The sequence below is a fragment of the Pseudorhodobacter antarcticus genome (assembly GCF_900110135.1).
Taxonomy (GTDB): Bacteria; Pseudomonadota; Alphaproteobacteria; order Rhodobacterales; family Rhodobacteraceae; genus Pseudorhodobacter; species Pseudorhodobacter antarcticus.
Window position 1 is genome coordinate 55,025 of the sequence record NZ_FOCO01000007.1, and the last position, 15,112, is coordinate 70,136.

Below are 15,112 nucleotides of genomic sequence, written 5' to 3' on the forward strand. Positions count from 1 at the left end.
TGGGACGGGGCGGGGTTCAACCTGCGCTGTGCCGGAATGGAAAGGGAGTCGATATGTCCGCACCAAACACGAATATTGAACGCCAAAAACGCCGCCACAAAGGGCCGTTGCTGGGGTTAGCTGCGCTGTTGATCGCGGTAAGCCTGATCTTTGTGCTGTTTTTGGGTAATGAGACGTCGCCCGACACCAGTTTGCTGGGCGAAGGGGCGGCGGGGACCGTTCCTGCGGATGTGACGCCAACGTATTGATTTGCGCTTGCCGAATCTGAACGGGCATCCGATACATGTTCTATGAATGTTCTAGTTTGGTATAAGCGCGATTTACGGGTAGCCGACCACCCTGCCCTGACCCTTGCGGCCAGCATTGGCCCCGTTTTTCCGCTGTATATTGTGGAGCCGGACTATTGGGCGCAGCGCGACACATCGGCCCGGCAATGGGAGTTTGTGGCCGAAGCGCTGGCGGGTTTGCGCCGCGATTTGGCGGATGCGGGCGCGCCGTTGGTGGTGCGGGTTGGCGACGCGCTGGAGGTGTTGACGCGGATGTGCCGCCAAAACGCGATCACCCGCATCGTGAGTCACGAAGAAATTGGCAATGACTGGACGTTTGCGCGCGACAAGCGGGTGAAGGCCTGGGCGCGCGCGGCGGGGATTGATTGGGTGGAACTGCAGCAATGCGGGGTGTCGCGCGGTGGTCGGGGCCGTGCTGGATGGGCCGGACGGCGCAATGCGTTTGCCGCGACCCCGGCCTTGGTTGTGCCTGCGATTGCGGGGGTGGCAGGGGTGGAGCCGGGGATCATTCCCCCTGCCCGCGCGCTGCGTTTGGCGGATGATCCCTGCCCCCATCGTCAGACCGGGGGCCGCGCCCCTGCTGAGGCATTGTTGGCCAGTTTTCTGGACCAGCGCGGGTTGGCGTACAGGCGCGGCATGTCGTCGCCGATTGGGGGCGAGCGGGCCTGTTCGCGGCTGTCGCCTTATCTGGCGGTGGGCGTGATGTCGGGGCGGATGGTGGAGCAAACGGTGGCGCAGCGGTTGGAGGAAAAACCGGGCGCGGGCTGGGCACCAAACCTGCGCAGTTTTGAAAGCCGTTTGGCATGGCGCGACCATTTCACCCAAAAGCTGGAGGATGAGCCCGCGCTGGAATGGCGGGCGCTGCACCGGGCGGCGGGCAATTTGCCGGGGCGCGAGGCGGCGGGCGCGCGGATGGACGCTTGGGTGCGCGGCGAGACGGGATTGCCGTTTTTGGACGCCTGCATGCGCTATTTGAACGCCAGCGGCTGGTTGAATTTTCGGGCGCGCGCGATGGTGGTGTCGGTGGCCTGCTATCATCTGTGGTTGGATTGGCGGGTGGTCGGGCATGTGATGGCGCGGCGCTTTACCGATTATGATCCGGGCATCCATTGGCCGCAAATTCAGATGCAATCGGGGATGTCGGGGATCAACCAATTGCGGGTGTACAACCCGGTCAAACAAGGGTTGGAACAGGACCCGACAGGCGTGTTTACCCGGCGCTGGGTGCCGGAATTGGCGCATGTGCCGGACGGATTTTTGCAAATGCCGTGGAAATGGCCAAGCGCGCACGATTTGGGGCGCAGATACCCCGAGCCGATTGTGGATTTGACATCGGCCGCGCGGGCGGCAAAAGATGCGATCGGGGGTTTGCGCAAAGCGGCGGAATATCGCGGTGACGCCGCGCAGATTGTGGCGCGCCATGCCAGCCCCGACCGTGACGCGCGGTTTGTGAATGACCGCCAAGCGCGGCGGCGGGTTGCGGTTGCGGCCCCGGTGGCGCAGCTGAGTTGGGATTTGTGATGCCAAAACGGATTGAAAAGCGGGATTTGCCGCAGAAAATTTGTGCCACTTGCGGGCGGCCGTTCACTTGGCGCAAGGCCTGGGCAAAGGTTTGGGAGGAGGTGCGGTACTGTTCGGACCGCTGCCGCAGCACGCGAAAACCCGGATGATTATCAAAAATTTCGAATAGGTTATTTCGGAAAATCTGCAGGGGATGCGGGGCATTCTCGTTGCGTTTTCCCGGTGGCACCCCTACTTGTGTGCCGTTGTATGCAAAAGGAGACGTAGGCCGATGGCACAGATGTTGGACAAGGCGGGGATCAAGGTTGACGCGGAACTGGTGACGTTCCTTGAAGACCGCGCATTGCCGGGGACCGGGGTTGCGGCGGCCGATTTCTGGGCAGGGTTTGCGGGGGTTATCAACACGCTGGGGCCGAAAAACCGGGCGTTGCTGGCCAAGCGTGCGGATATTCAAGCGCAGATTGATGCGTGGCATATTGCGCACCGCGATGCGCCCCATGATGCCGAAGCCTATATGGCATTTTTGCGCGAGATTGGGTATTTGGTGCCCGAAGGCGGCGATTTCACCATCCAAACCGCGAATGTGGACCCGGAAATTGCGAAAATTCCCGGCCCGCAATTGGTGGTGCCGATCACCAATGCGCGGTTTGCGTTGAACGCGGCCAATGCGCGTTGGGGCAGTCTGTATGATGCGCTTTATGGCACCGATGCGATGGGGGTCCAGCCACCTGCCGGGGCTTATGAGCGTGGGCATGGCGCGCGGGTTGTGGCGCGCGCGCGGATGTTTTTGGATGAGGCGTTTCCGGTTGCGGGGGCCAGCCATTCGGATGTGCGGCGGTATTATGTGCAAGGCGGGCAGTTGTTGGTGGATGATATGCCACTGATGGAGCCCGCGAAATTCGTGGGCTATCGCGGCAATCCAAAGGCACCCGATGCGGTGCTGTTGAAAAACAATGGCTTGCATGTGGAATTGGTGTTTGACCGTGCGCACCCGATTGGCAGCCGCGACCATGCGTTGCTGGCCGATGTGCGGATGGAAGCGGCGGTATCGGCGATCATGGATTGTGAGGATTCGGTCGCTTGCGTGGACGCCGAGGATAAGGTGCAGGCTTACGGCAACTGGCTGGGCCTGATGAAGGGCGATTTGAGCGAGAATTTTGTCAAAGGCGGGCAGACGGTGACGCGCGCATTGGCCGCGGACCGCGAGTATATGGGGCCGGATGGCACCGCGTTTTCGGTCAAAGGGCGCGCGTTGATGTTGGTGCGCAACGTTGGGCATTTGATGACAAACCCGGCCGTTTTGGACAAGGAGGGCCATGAGGGGTTTGAGGGGCTGATGGATGCTTGCATCACCACGCTGATTGCGATGCATGATTTGCAGCGCGCGGGCGGAAATTCGGTCACAGGGTCGGTTTATGTGGTGAAGCCGAAGATGCATGGGCCCGAAGAAGTGGCCTTTGCGGATGAGATTTTCACGGCGGTTGAAGCGATGCTGGGCTTGCCGCAATACACGGTGAAGCTGGGGATTATGGATGAGGAGCGCCGGACAACGGTGAACCTGAAGGAATGTATCCGCGCGGCCAAACATCGGGTGTGTTTTATCAACACCGGGTTCTTGGACCGCACGGGGGATGAGATTCACACTAGCATGGAGGCCGGGCCGTTCAGCCGCAAGGATTTCATCAAGCGCAAAGGCTGGATTGGCGCGTATGAGAATATGAACGTCGATATTGGTCTGGAATGTGGGCTGTCGGGGCGCGCGCAGATTGGCAAAGGCATGTGGGCGATGCCCGACCGCATGGCCGCAATGCTGGAGCAAAAGATTGACCACCCCAAGGCGGGCGCTAATTGTGCTTGGGTGCCATCGCCCACCGCGGCAGTGCTGCATGCGTTGCATTACCACAAGATTGATGTGTTTGCCGTGCAAAAGCGTTTGGCGGCGGGCGGGCGGCGGGCGCATGTGAACGCGGTGCTGGACATTCCGCTGGCGGCGTATCGCAAATGGCCTGTGGAGCAGGTCACGCAAGAGGTGGAGAACAACGCCCAAGGGATTTTGGGCTATGTTGTGCGCTGGATTGACCAAGGAGTGGGCTGTTCCAAAGTGCCCGACATTCACGATGTGGGGTTGATGGAGGACCGGGCGACCTGCCGGATTTCTAGCCAAGCGCTGGCCAATTGGATGCACAATGGCGTGGTATCAGAAACCCAAGTGATGGACGCCATGCGCAAAATGGCCGCCGTGGTCGACCGCCAGAATGCGAGCGATGCGGCGTACCGGCCCATGGCGCCGGGATTTGACGGCATTGCGTTTGAGGCGGCGTGTGATTTGGTGTTCAAGGGCCGCGAGCAACCATCGGGCTACACGGAACCCGTTTTGCATGCGCGCCGTTTGCAGTTGAAAGCGCAGCGCAATTCGTAAAAGGGAGCGTGGCGCAGGGGGCGGTGGGTTGCACCCACCCTACCCTACCCCGCGATGCTTTGGCCCCAATGATTTGGCCCACTCAGTTTGGCCCGCGCTGATTTGACCCACCTGATTTGGTGCATAATAATTTACCCCCGGTTCGTTTGGACCGGGGGTTTTTTAGGTATTTAAGCCAAGACGAATTCAGGCGCGGTTTAGCCGATGTCGAGGGCGAGCGCGTGGATGCGCGCGATGAGGTCGGGGCCCAAGGCGGCGTGGACGGCGCGGTGGCGTTGGACGCGGCCCATGGGCGCAAAGGCGGGGGCGCGCAGGATGACGTTGAAATGAGTCTCTCCGGTGCCATCATCGCCTGCGTGGCCTGCGTGGCGGTGGCTGTCATTGACCACCTCCAGCCGATCAGGGGTGAAAGCATCGGTCAATTTGTGGTAAATCTCGTCTGCGACTGGCATATTTCTGTCAACCCCCTTCAATCCGTTGCGTAATAGTCTAAACTCTCGCCTTCGAACAGGAAAGGCCACATCATGACAACACGTCCGCCCTTTGAATTTGATATGCGGGTTTCTTCGGATAAGAAGAAGCGCAAAACCGGGCGTCGGGGGATGTCGGGGGCGTTTGAGACGTCGACCAAGACCTGTGAGTTTGGCGGATGCAATGAGCCGGGGGTGTACCGTGCGCCCAAAAGCCCGGATTTGTTGGATGAATTCCTGTGGTTTTGCAAAGATCATGTGCGCGAATACAACCTGAAGTGGAATTTCTTTCAGGGCAGCACCGAGGACGCGTTTGAGGCGTTTTTGGACAAGGACCGGGTGTGGGGGCGTGAAACCAAGCCGTTCAACAAACGGCCCGATGAAGGCCGCGTGTGGTCACGGTTGGGCGTGAATGACCCGATGGAGATTTTGGGCGAGAAGGCGACGCAGAACCCCGGCAAGGTCAATCCGGCGGCGGCATCCCGCAAATTGCCACCAACCGAGCGCAAGGCCTTGGAGATTTTGGACGCGCGCGATAGCTGGACGAAACCGGAGATTCGCAAGCAATACAAGAGCTTGGTGAAGGATCTTCATCCAGATATGAATGGTGGGGATAGATCGGACGAGGAGCGGTTGCAGGAGGTGGTCTGGGCTTGGGAGCAGATCAAGGAGAGCCGGTTTTTCCGCGATTGAGGGGCGCAGGGTTTTGCGCGATTTGGCTGTGAAACCCGCCCCTTTGCCCTTGACGCCGCGCGCTGGCCTGACTAATCAAGGCGCTGTTGGCGGGTGGGCAGGCAGGCTATGCACCGGATTGCAAATCCGAGTAGACCGGTTCGATTCCGGTACCCGCCTCCAGATTTACTTAAAATCTTTGATGTTGCCGCCCGTCTTTGTCGTTATGCGACAGCGCGCGCGAGGCGTGTGAGTTTGGCGCGTTTGAGCATGGGGGCAAGGGATTTTTGGCTGCCTGAAAGTTCGGAGGCGCGGGTGCGGACCTGTTCCAATGCGGCGGTGATTTGGGTGGGGTGGTGCGACCACAGCTCCCACAAGAGGCTGTCGGGGTCGCGGCGGTCCAGCCCCTCGGCTGACAGGATCGCGCGGGGGAAATCTTTGGCATTCAGGGTGATAATGGCATCGGCGCTGCTGGCGATGGCCACGGCGAGCACGTGCAGATCGTTTTCATCGGGCAAATGCAGGCGGGATTCGAGACCCGGCTGCGGTTTGATGGTGGCGTGGGGAAAGCCTGCGCGGGCGCGGGTGATGGCAGCTGCCGCGTCATGGTCGGCGTCGGTGCCGTAGCGTTGGGCGGCGCGGTGCCATTCGCCAAGGATGCGGTTGGACCACAGAGGCTGGAACAGCCCTGTGGCCGCGACCGCAAGCAGGGATTCGCGCATGACCGTTGGAAAGAGAACGCAAGCGTCGAGAACGAGTTTCACGCGGGATTAACCATCGAGGCGGTAAAACAGCGCCTTGAGGTAACCCGATTCCGCCAGTTGCGGCAGCATGGGGTGATCGGGGCCTGCGTGGCCGGTGTGGATGAGTTGGCCCCGCCGCCCGCCCCGCCCGATGCCGCGCCCGCAAGCGTTGCGAAAGGCGGTAAGATCAGCGGCATGAGAGCAAGAGCAGAGGCCAAGGTAGCCACCCGGTGCCACCAACGGGGCTGCGAGGCGCGCGATGCGTTCGTAGGCGCGCAAGCCCGCCTCCAACGCAGGTTTGGCGGGAGCGAAGGCGGGCGGGTCGCAGATGATGACATCAAATTGCGCGCCTTCACCTGCCAGCGCCTCTAGCACCGCGAAAGCGTCGCCTTGGCGGGTGGTGAACTGGTCGGCAAAGCCGGAGGCCGCGGCACCTTGGTCGGCGAGTGCGAGCGCGGGGACGGAGCCATCAACCGCCAGCACGGATTGCGCACCGCCTGCGAGGGCCGCGAGGCCAAAGCCGCCGACATGAGAAAAGAGATCAAGCACCCGCGCGCCGTTAGACAGCGTGGCGGCAAAAGCGTGGTTGGGGCGCTGGTCGAAGAAGAGGCCGGTTTTTTGGCCACCAATCAGGTCGGCCATATAGGTGGCACCGTTCATCGGCACCGGGATTGCGGCGTCGATGGTGCCGTGCAAGGTGACGGTTTCATCCGAAAGCCCTTCCATGCTGCGGGCGCGGCCAGTGCCGTTTTTCAACACGTTTTTCACGCCGGTCACAGCGATAAGGGCGGCGGTGAGGGCGTCAAGATGCGCCTCGGCCCAGGCGGCGTTGGGTTGGATGACGGCGGTATCGCCAAAACGGTCGATGATGACGCCGGGCAGCCCGTCCGCCTCGGCATGCACCAAGCGGTAATAGGGGGCGGCATAGAGGCGGGCGCGCATGGCGTGGGCGCGGGTGATGCGCGCGGTGAGCCATGCTTGGTCAATCACCGCATCTGGGTTTTGATCGAGCATGCGGCCGATGATTTTGGAATTGGGATTGACGGTGACCACACCCATCGGGCGGCGATCGCCATCTTCCAGCAGCGCCAGCGTGCCCGGTGTCAGGTTTTGCGTGCGCCGGTCGGTGACCAATTCATCGGCATAAATCCAAGGAAAGCCGTGGCGAATGGCGCGGGCTTCGGCCTTTGGTTTCAGGCGGACAACCGGGCGGCTGTTGGTGAGGGCGGGGTCGCTGTCATGCGAAAGGGGGGTGCTGTTCATGCCCCCCCAATATCCGGTTTTATGGGCTTGTGAAAGCCTGTCTGTGTAGGGTTTTGCGATTAGCGGATGGCGGCAAGGGTGGTGGGGTCAATTGCGCCACGGCTGGTTGCTGATTCCTCATACTTGCGGGAAACTTCTTGGCGCACGCCTTGGCGCAATGCCTCGATCACCACAACGCGCTGGGTGCGGCCGGCCTGTTCTTCGGCAATCGCGGCGCTGCCACCGGCGGCGGCGGCGTTCACCTCTACCGGGCGCGTCGCCTCAATCACTTCGCCGGTTTCGGCGTTGATCACGCTGAGGTCAAATTTCATGTTGAACACGCCGCCCACGGTATAGCGGGTTTTTTCGGTCACGCCGTGAAAGCGGGTGACGGTGGCCACGATCATCACGGGTGGGCCGTCTTTCATCTTGGCGGTGGCCATGCCGAATGCGTCGGTAAAGATGGAGTGGACTTGCTGGTAGCGATCGCCCCGCGGTTCGCCGCGCCAGACAATGTCGGCGCTGGGGTAGAACATATTCGCCTCCGACACTTTCAGATCGCGCGGCACCTCGATGCGAATTTCGCGCACGTCATATTGGGCGGCAAGGTAAAGGCGTTTGGCCCCTTCGACATTGGCGGCGGCAAGATCGGTTGTGTTCATGCTGACGTTGCGCGATGCCAGATCAGAGGTGCCGCAAGCCGAAAGGCCAAAGGCCAACCCAAGTGCGATGATGATGCGTGTGGCCTTCATGGCGTTTCCTTTTGGTCCGTTCTGTCCCTGAGTTCGGTGTTTGACGGGGAAATGTGGCGCAAATAGGCGCTGGATTGGGCAATCTTGGGGTGGTATTTTGGTTTTTATGAGGGACGGTCTGGGGCATAGTGGCGATATATCCCCTTTTCTTTTGGGCTGGTTAGCGCTAACAGTTTTGCAACCGAGATTGGCCAGCCCTAATCGCCCAAACCAAACAAGTGAGGCCCGCGATGACCCTGAACAGCACCATTGACCGCGTGACAGACCGGATACGGGCCAGATCGGCGGGTTTGCGCGGGGATTATTTGGCGCGGGTGGCGGCGGCGGTGGCGCAGGGTCCGGCGCGGGCACATCTGTCTTGTGGCAATCAGGCCCATGCCTATGCGGCGATGGGGGGCGATAAGGACGCGCTGGTCGCGGACCGTGCGCCGAATTTAGGCGTGGTGACGGCGTATAATGACATGCTGTCGGCGCATCAACCCTATGAACGCTATCCCGATTTGATCCGGGAGGCGGCGCGCAAGGCGGGGGCCACGGCGCAAGTGGCGGGCGGCGTGCCTGCGATGTGTGACGGGGTAACGCAAGGCCAGCCGGGGATGGAGTTGTCGCTGTTTTCGCGCGATGTGATTGCGTTGGCGGCAGGCGTGTCGCTGTCGCACAACGTGTTTGACGCGGCGGTGTATTTGGGGGTTTGCGACAAGATTGTGCCCGGCCTGATCATTGCGGCGGCCACGTTTGGGCATATTCCGGCGGTGTTTATCCCCGCAGGGCCGATGCCAAGCGGCATTCCGAATGATGAAAAATCGGCGGTGCGCAACGCGTTTGCCGAAGGCAAAGTGGGGCGCGCGGAATTGATGGCGGCGGAAATGGCCAGCTATCACGGGCCCGGCACTTGTACGTTTTATGGCACGGCCAACACCAACCAGATGTTGATGGAATTTATGGGGCTGCATTTGCCCGGCGCGTCCTTTGTAAACCCCGGCAATGGGTTGCGCGATGCGTTGACAGCAGGCGCTGTGACACGCGCGGCGGCGATCACCCATTTGGGGACAGAGTTTACGCCTGCCGGGCATATTTTGGATGAGCGGACGTTTGTGAATGGCATGGTAGGCTTGATGGCAACGGGCGGGTCCACCAACCTGGTGCTGCATTTGCCTGCGATGGCGCGGGCGGCGGGCGTGTTGTTGGACCTTGAGGATTTTGCCGATATCTCGGACGCGGTGCCGTTGATGGCCAAAGTGTACCCGAACGGGTTGGCGGATGTGAACCATTTTCACGCGGCGGGCGGCCTTGGGTTTATGATTGGCGAGTTGCTGGACGCGGGGATGCTGCACCCTGACACACAGACGATTATGGGCAAAGGCTTGGCTGCGTATTGCGCGGAGCCGAAGCTGGTGGAGGGCGCGTTGGTGTTTGAACCCGGCCCCCGGGCGAGTTTGAATGAGAAGATTTTGCGCCCCGTGGCCACGCCTTTTGCGGCGATTGGGGGCTTGAAGCAACTGTCGGGGAATTTGGGGCGCGGAGTGATCAAGATTTCCGCCGTGGCACCCGAACGGCATGTGGTGGAGGCACCTGTGCGGATTTTCCACACGCAAGGCGCGGTTAAGGCAGCGTTTGCGGCGGGGGAATTTACGAGCGACACGATTGTGGTGCTGCGGTTTCAGGGCCCGCGCGCCAATGGGATGCCGGAGTTGCATTCGCTGACGCCAATCCTGTCGGTGTTGCAAGACCGGGGGCTGAAGGTTGCCATGGTGACCGATGGTCGGATGTCGGGGGCCAGTGGCAAGGTGCCTGCGGCGATCCATGTCTCGCCTGAGGCGGCGTGTGGTGGCGCGTTGGCGAAACTGGTGGACGGTGATGTGGTGCGGCTGGATGCGACCCGCGGCACGCTGGAGGTGATTGGCGTTGATTTGGACGCGCGCGTGGCCGTTGAGGTGGATTTGACTGCCAACGGGTTTGGCATCGGGCGCGAGTTGTTTGACGTGTTTCGCGCCACCGTGGGCCCTGCAACCGAAGGGGCGCGGGTGGTATAACTACCCTGCCCTGTTACATTTATTCATTTAAGGACGCATCATGACCCCTGCTGAACAATCCCTGCGCGCGTTGGAAATTTGCAAACTGGCCCCGGTTATTCCGGTTTTGGTGGTTGATGATGTGGCCCATGCGGCGGGTCTTGCCCGCGCATTGGTGGCGGGTGGGTTGCCTGCGTTGGAGGTGACGCTGCGCACGCCTTGCGCGCTGGACGTTATCCGCGCCATGGCCGATGTTGAAGGCGGTGTGGTGGGGGCTGGCACGCTGTTGACGCTGGCCGATGTGAAGGCGGCCAAGGCGGCGGGTGCCAGTTTTGGAGTGGCACCGGGGGCGACACAGCGCTTGCTGGACGCTTGTGCGGAACATGAATTGCCGCTGTTGCCCGGTGCGGCCACCGCAACCGAAGTGATGTTGCTGTTGGAAATGGGATATACGGTGCAAAAGTTTTTCCCGGCCGAGGCGTCTGGCGGTGCCCCTGCGCTGAAGGCGATTGGCGCGCCGATTCCGCAAGTGACGTTTTGCCCCACGGGCGGCGTAAGTTTGAAAAACGCGCGTGATTATTTGGGGTTGCCGAATGTGATGTGCGTGGGCGGATCTTGGGTCGCGCCTGCGGCCATGGTCGCAAGTGGCGATTGGGCGGGGATTACGGCGCTGGCAACTGAGGCCGCAAAGCTGCGTTAAGCCGGATCTGGGATGTAGCCAAGCCGCGCACCGCGACCGCCTTTGCGGGTCGGTTTGGCGGGGGCGGTCAGCGCGTCTGTCATCACCGTGGTCATCGGGTGGTTGGGGATTGTGGGCGCGTAGGCGGCCATGAGGAATTGCAACGCGGGGGTGGTGTTGGTGTCCACCGGCAAGCTGAGCGCCCAATCCATGAAGATGGAGCGACATTCGCCGGGGGTGATGCCGTCGATGCGGTAGCTTTCGCGGATAAGGCCCTTTGGGTCGGCGGTTGCGTGGTCCATCATATATCCTTTGCCGCATCCGGGCGTGTTGTTGGCCCAAGGGCGCGGTCGATCGCCTTTGCCGCAGCTGCGTGGCAAGTGGTCAATTGCGGCAACAGCGCCGCCACATCGGCTTGGCCGGTTTCGCGCAACAAGAAAGCGCGCGCGCCGATTCCAAGCCCGTCCATATCCAAGGGTTTGTCTGTCAGCAAGCGCGAGGCGGCTTGCAGACGCCAGCACAGCCTGTAGGCATCCAGCACCGCCTGCTCCTCTTGATGCGACAAGAATCCGCATTTTACGCCAGCGCGCAGCTGCGCCTCCACCCGCCGGGCGGGGTCTGTGGCGATCAAGGCCCCGGTTTCGGCCAGCAGTTCGATATCCATCAGGCGGCCGGGGCCGTTTTTGGCATCCCAATCATTGGCGGCGGGTTTGGCGGTGGCAAGGCGCGCGCGCATGTCGGCCACATCGGCGCGCACCGCGTCCCCCGGCCCTTTGGCGGTAAGGACCGCGCGGCGCAGGGTTTCAAATTCGGCGGCGAGTGCTGGGTCACCTGCCATGGGACGCGCGCGGGTCAGGGCGAGGTGTTCCCATGTCCACGCCTCGGACATTTGGTAATCGGTGAAGGATTGCAGGGAGGTGGCCACGGGGCCTTGGCGGCCCGAAGGGCGCAGGCGCATGTCCACCTCGTATAACCGCCCTTCGGGAAGTTGGGCGGTGACGGCGGTGACCATGGCTTGGGTCAGGCGGGCGAAATAGGGGCGGATGGCAAGGGGTTTGCGGCCATCGCTGGCCTCAGCCTCGGCGGCGTCATAGATCACGATTAGGTCAAGGTCGGAGGTGGCGTTGAGGCGGCCCGCGCCCAAGCTGCCCATGCCCACCAAAATTGCACCGCGCCCCGGGGGCAGCCCGTGTTTGGCGGCAAATTCGGCGTGGACCACGGGCCAGAGGGCGGCCAAGCACGCCTCGGCCAGATCGGCGTAATGTTTGCCCGCTTCAAACGCGTCGATGAGGCCGCGCAGGTGATGCACACCGATGCGAAAGTGCCATTCCTTCATCCAGCGGCGCGCGGTGTCGAGTTTGCGTTCATAATCGGGGGTGTTGGAAAGGGCGGTTGTGAGCATGGCGCTGAGGGCGTTGGTGCTGGGCCAAGGCGCAAAAAAGCTGCCGCCAAGGACGCCGTCCAGTACGCCCGCGTTGCGCGATAGGTACAAGGCGAGCGCGGGGGACGTGGCGGCGATATCAACGATCAGGTCGATCAACTGTGGGTTCGCCTCAAACAACGAGAAGATTTGCACGCCTGCGGGCAGGCCCGCAAGAAAGCCGTCAAAGGCGATAAGCGCCTCATCCGGGTTGGCGGCGCGTTGCAAGCGTTTGAGAAGGCCAGGGCGGACGCGGCGAAAGATGGTGCCCGCGCGTTCAGAGCGTAGGGCGGGATAAGCGTCCCAGCCGCTCACGATGTCGCGGGCGGTGTCGGACAGGTCTGGGGTTTCTTCCACCTCGGCGGGGGCAAAGAACCCTTCGGTCAAATGGTCGGTGCGTTGCAGGCGGTCGATCAGTTGGGTGCGAAAATCGGGGTCGGTTTGACCGCAAAAGGCGGCGATGCGCGCGACACCTTCCGGGGTGGTGGGCATGTCGTGGATTTGCTGATCTTGGACCATTTGCAAGCGGTGTTCCACCTCCCGGTGGGCGCGGTACAAGGTGATAAGGTCCCTGGCATGAGCCTGCGGAATCCAGCCTTTTTCCGCGAGGGCCAGCAGGCTGGGCACAGTTTGGCGACCGCGCAGGTCGGGGTCGCGTCCACCCGCGATCAACTGGCGGGTTTGGGTGAAAAATTCAATTTCACGGATGCCGCCGACACCCAGTTTCATATTATGCCCTTCGACCACAATGGGGCCGTGCAGGCCGCGGTGGTCGCGGATGCGCAGGCGCATGTCATGCGCATCTTGGATCGCGGCAAAGTCGAGATGTTTGCGCCACACGAAGGGCGTAAGGGTTTTGAGGAATTTTTCGCCCGCCGCGATGTCGCCCGCGCAGGGGCGCGCCTTTATCCACGCGGCGCGTTCCCATGTGCGGCCGACGCTTTCATAATAGCTTTCGGCGGCAGCAAAGGACAAACAAACAGGAGTCACGGCGGCATCCGGGCGCAAGCGCAGATCGGTGCGAAACACATAGCCTTCACTGGTGCGATCGCCCACAAGGGCGGCCATTTTGCGGGTGACGCGGATGAAGGCGGCCCGCGCGAGGGCTGGGTCGGCGTGCTGGGATTCGTCGAACAAACAGATCAAGTCGATATCGGAGGAATAGTTGAGTTCGCGCGCGCCCATTTTGCCCATCGCAAACACCACCATGCCTGCAGCGGTTTTGGCATCATCGGGCGTGGCGCCGGGGATTTTGCCGCGCCGGATTTCATCGGCAACAAGGCGGTTCAGGGAAATATCCACGGCGCGGTCGGCAAGGTCGGTCAAAGCACCTGTGACCTGTTCCAAAGGCCAGACGCCCCCCAGATCGGCCAAGGCGGACAACAAAGCGATGCGGCGTTTGGCGCAGCGCAGGCCGGGGCCAAGTTGGTCGAGCGTCAGCGCGTCAACGGTGGCAAGTTCGGTTTGCAGGGCCGTTTCGGGTGGCAAGGTGAGCGCGTGGCACAGCCATTCCCCTTCGCGGCCCATCAGATCGGCAAGAAAGGGGCTGCACCCGGCTGCACCCGACAAAAGCTGGGTTATGGCCGGGCCAAGGGCCGCAAAGGGCGCTGCCGAATCGGCCCCGGCAGCGGGATCGAAGGGGATAGGGTGACGGGTGATGCGGGCGGCAAAGCTGTGTGACATAGGCGCAGGATGGCGGCTGCGCGGGGGATGGTCAACGGGGATTGTAGGAAGGCGCGGCTGTTTGGATGGTGGCGGTCAGTTTAATTAAAAATGATGTATTTCAGGGGTTTAATGGGGGCAGACACCCTTTTTACGCGAAAATGTAAAAAACTTTAACATGAGGGCTTGAATTGGAGGGCGCGAAGGGCAATCTTGGTTATGTAAACTGAGTAAACATCAACCCGATCATGGAGATATTTATGTACACCTCGCCCTCTGACAGCTACCCCACCACTGGGATTATGACCTGGCCACGCCGCGTTGAAGGCTGGTTGGATGCGCGCGGTCGCTTGGCTTGGATTGCGGTGATGGTGGTTGGATTTGTGATTGCCGGGCCGCTGGGCCTTGGTATTCTGGCCTATATGCTGTGGACCAAAAAATTCTCGGGCTGTGGGGCGGCGCGCCGGGATCGCGCTGGGTATACGAGCTTTCGCTTTGGCATGCAGCCCAGCACCGGCAACAGCGCCTTTGACGCCTACCGCACCGATACGATTAAGCGGTTGGAAGAGGAGCAGGCAGCGTTTGAAGCGTTTTTGAAGCGGCTGCGCGATGCGAAAGATAAGCAGGAATTCGACAGCTTTATGGATGATCGTGCGAAAGCGAACCGCAGCACGGAGGCAGATCTGGGCGCCGCCAAAGAGATTGCAGCCTATTAACCAAGTGGGGCGGCCCGATGTTTGGGCCGCCCGCCCCCTTGCAGACGATCCGCCAAAGGACAGATAAGATGAGTTACACAAGCCCCCTGCCCGACCCGCAATATCAGGCGGAGTTTTACGATGGTGTTGCGGTGAAACGCGGCATCGCTTGGGTCGTGGATACAGTGCTGATCACTTTAATCACGGTGCTGATTGTGCCGTTCACGGCCTTTACAGCGCTGTTTTTCCTGCCGCTTTTGTATTTGGTGGTGAATGTGACCTATCGCTGGCTGACGATTTCGGGCGGGTCCGCGACATGGGGGATGCGGTTGGTTGCGATTGAATTTCGCCGCACGGATGGCAAGAGGTTTGATACGGGCACGGCCTTGATGCACAGTCTGGGATATTCGTTAAGCGTGGCATTTGTGCTGCCGCAACTGTTGTCGGTGGCGATGATGCTGCTGGGCGCGCGGGGCCAAGGATTAACGGATATGGTGCTGGGCAGCGTGGCGGTGAACCGCAGCGCGCGGTTTTAAGC

Annotated in this window: 15 protein-coding genes and 1 tRNA gene; 10 read left to right on the plus strand and 6 right to left on the minus strand. The window is 61.4% G+C overall.

Features of this window, described 5'->3' with window-relative positions; all coding sequences use genetic code 11:
• Positions 1–53: 53 nt before the first annotated feature.
• The 4 genes from BMY36_RS05025 (at position 54) to BMY36_RS05040 (ending at position 4,227) form a co-directional block, all read left to right on the plus strand.
• Complete coding sequence (locus BMY36_RS05025) at positions 54–248, plus strand: hypothetical protein (RefSeq protein ID WP_050519054.1); 195 nt, start codon at positions 54–56, stop codon at positions 246–248.
• 42 nt (positions 249–290) lie between these two features.
• The gene (locus BMY36_RS05030; protein WP_050519055.1) at positions 291–1,808 is read left to right on the plus strand and encodes an FAD-binding domain-containing protein; all 1,518 of its coding nucleotides are present in this window, start codon (positions 291–293) and stop codon (positions 1,806–1,808) included.
• The gene (locus BMY36_RS05035; protein WP_074818461.1) at positions 1,808–1,957 is read left to right on the plus strand and encodes a DUF2256 domain-containing protein; all 150 of its coding nucleotides are present in this window, start codon (positions 1,808–1,810) and stop codon (positions 1,955–1,957) included. Before BMY36_RS05030 ends, BMY36_RS05035 begins: the two co-directional genes overlap by 1 nt.
• Before the next feature lie 122 nt (positions 1,958–2,079).
• Complete coding sequence (locus tag BMY36_RS05040; protein WP_050519056.1) at positions 2,080–4,227, plus strand: malate synthase G; 2,148 nt, start codon at positions 2,080–2,082, stop codon at positions 4,225–4,227.
• A gap of 197 nt (positions 4,228–4,424) precedes the next feature.
• Here BMY36_RS05040 and BMY36_RS05045 read toward each other — a convergent pair whose 3' ends face one another.
• Positions 4,425–4,679 (minus strand): BolA family protein, encoded by a 255-nt coding sequence (locus tag BMY36_RS05045; RefSeq protein ID WP_050519057.1) that lies wholly within the window; start codon positions 4,677–4,679, stop codon positions 4,425–4,427.
• Positions 4,680–4,751: 72 nt separating this feature from the next.
• On the opposite strand from BMY36_RS05045, the gene BMY36_RS05050 reads away from it, so the two are divergent.
• Positions 4,752–5,390, plus strand: coding sequence for a J domain-containing protein (locus BMY36_RS05050; protein WP_050519058.1), 639 nt, complete (start codon positions 4,752–4,754; stop codon positions 5,388–5,390).
• 88 nt (positions 5,391–5,478) lie between these two features.
• Positions 5,479–5,552 (plus strand) — tRNA-Cys (locus tag BMY36_RS05055).
• A gap of 41 nt (positions 5,553–5,593) precedes the next feature.
• On the opposite strand, the gene BMY36_RS05060 is transcribed toward BMY36_RS05055, so the two are convergent.
• From BMY36_RS05060 to BMY36_RS05070, 3 genes are read right to left on the minus strand one after another with little or no spacing between them, the layout of a single operon-like run.
• Positions 5,594–6,133 carry an RSP_2648 family PIN domain-containing protein gene (locus tag BMY36_RS05060; protein WP_050519059.1) on the minus strand — a complete coding sequence of 180 codons (540 nt, stop codon included), beginning with the start codon at positions 6,131–6,133 and terminating at the stop codon, positions 5,594–5,596.
• Between the two features lie 6 nt (positions 6,134–6,139).
• On the minus strand, positions 6,140–7,375 hold the full coding sequence (locus BMY36_RS05065; RefSeq protein WP_050519060.1) for an RSP_2647 family RNA methyltransferase: 1,236 nt from the start codon (positions 7,373–7,375) through the stop codon (positions 6,140–6,142).
• Between the two features lie 59 nt (positions 7,376–7,434).
• The gene (locus tag BMY36_RS05070; protein WP_050519061.1) at positions 7,435–8,106 is read right to left on the minus strand and encodes a DUF6778 family protein; all 672 of its coding nucleotides are present in this window, start codon (positions 8,104–8,106) and stop codon (positions 7,435–7,437) included.
• Between the two features lie 230 nt (positions 8,107–8,336).
• Between BMY36_RS05070 and edd the strand changes: the two genes are divergently transcribed.
• Positions 8,337–10,139, plus strand: a complete 1,803-nt coding sequence (gene edd / locus BMY36_RS05075) for a phosphogluconate dehydratase (protein ID WP_050519062.1) — start codon at positions 8,337–8,339, stop codon at positions 10,137–10,139.
• A gap of 40 nt (positions 10,140–10,179) precedes the next feature.
• Positions 10,180–10,818, plus strand: a complete 639-nt coding sequence (eda, locus tag BMY36_RS05080; protein ID WP_050519063.1) for a bifunctional 4-hydroxy-2-oxoglutarate aldolase/2-dehydro-3-deoxy-phosphogluconate aldolase — start codon at positions 10,180–10,182, stop codon at positions 10,816–10,818.
• On the opposite strand, the gene BMY36_RS05085 is transcribed toward eda, so the two are convergent.
• Positions 10,815–11,099: a hypothetical protein gene (locus tag BMY36_RS05085; protein ID WP_050519064.1), complete on the minus strand. Its 285-nt coding sequence runs from the start codon at positions 11,097–11,099 to the stop codon at positions 10,815–10,817. The two genes, eda and BMY36_RS05085, sit on opposite strands and share 4 nt — an antisense overlap.
• Positions 11,099–13,900, minus strand: a complete 2,802-nt coding sequence (locus BMY36_RS05090; protein ID WP_050519065.1) for a bifunctional [glutamate--ammonia ligase]-adenylyl-L-tyrosine phosphorylase/[glutamate--ammonia-ligase] adenylyltransferase — start codon at positions 13,898–13,900, stop codon at positions 11,099–11,101. The genes BMY36_RS05085 and BMY36_RS05090 overlap by 1 nt, the downstream gene beginning before the upstream one ends.
• A 239-nt stretch (positions 13,901–14,139) precedes the next feature.
• Here BMY36_RS05090 and BMY36_RS05095 point away from each other — a divergent pair, with 239 nt between their 5' ends.
• Both BMY36_RS05095 and BMY36_RS05100 read left to right on the plus strand, forming a co-directional pair.
• Positions 14,140–14,595, plus strand: coding sequence for a DUF2852 domain-containing protein (locus tag BMY36_RS05095; protein ID WP_082224793.1), 456 nt, complete (start codon positions 14,140–14,142; stop codon positions 14,593–14,595).
• A 68-nt stretch (positions 14,596–14,663) separates the two neighbouring features.
• Complete coding sequence (locus BMY36_RS05100; RefSeq protein WP_050519066.1) at positions 14,664–15,110, plus strand: RDD family protein; 447 nt, start codon at positions 14,664–14,666, stop codon at positions 15,108–15,110.
• Positions 15,111–15,112 lie beyond the last annotated feature (2 nt).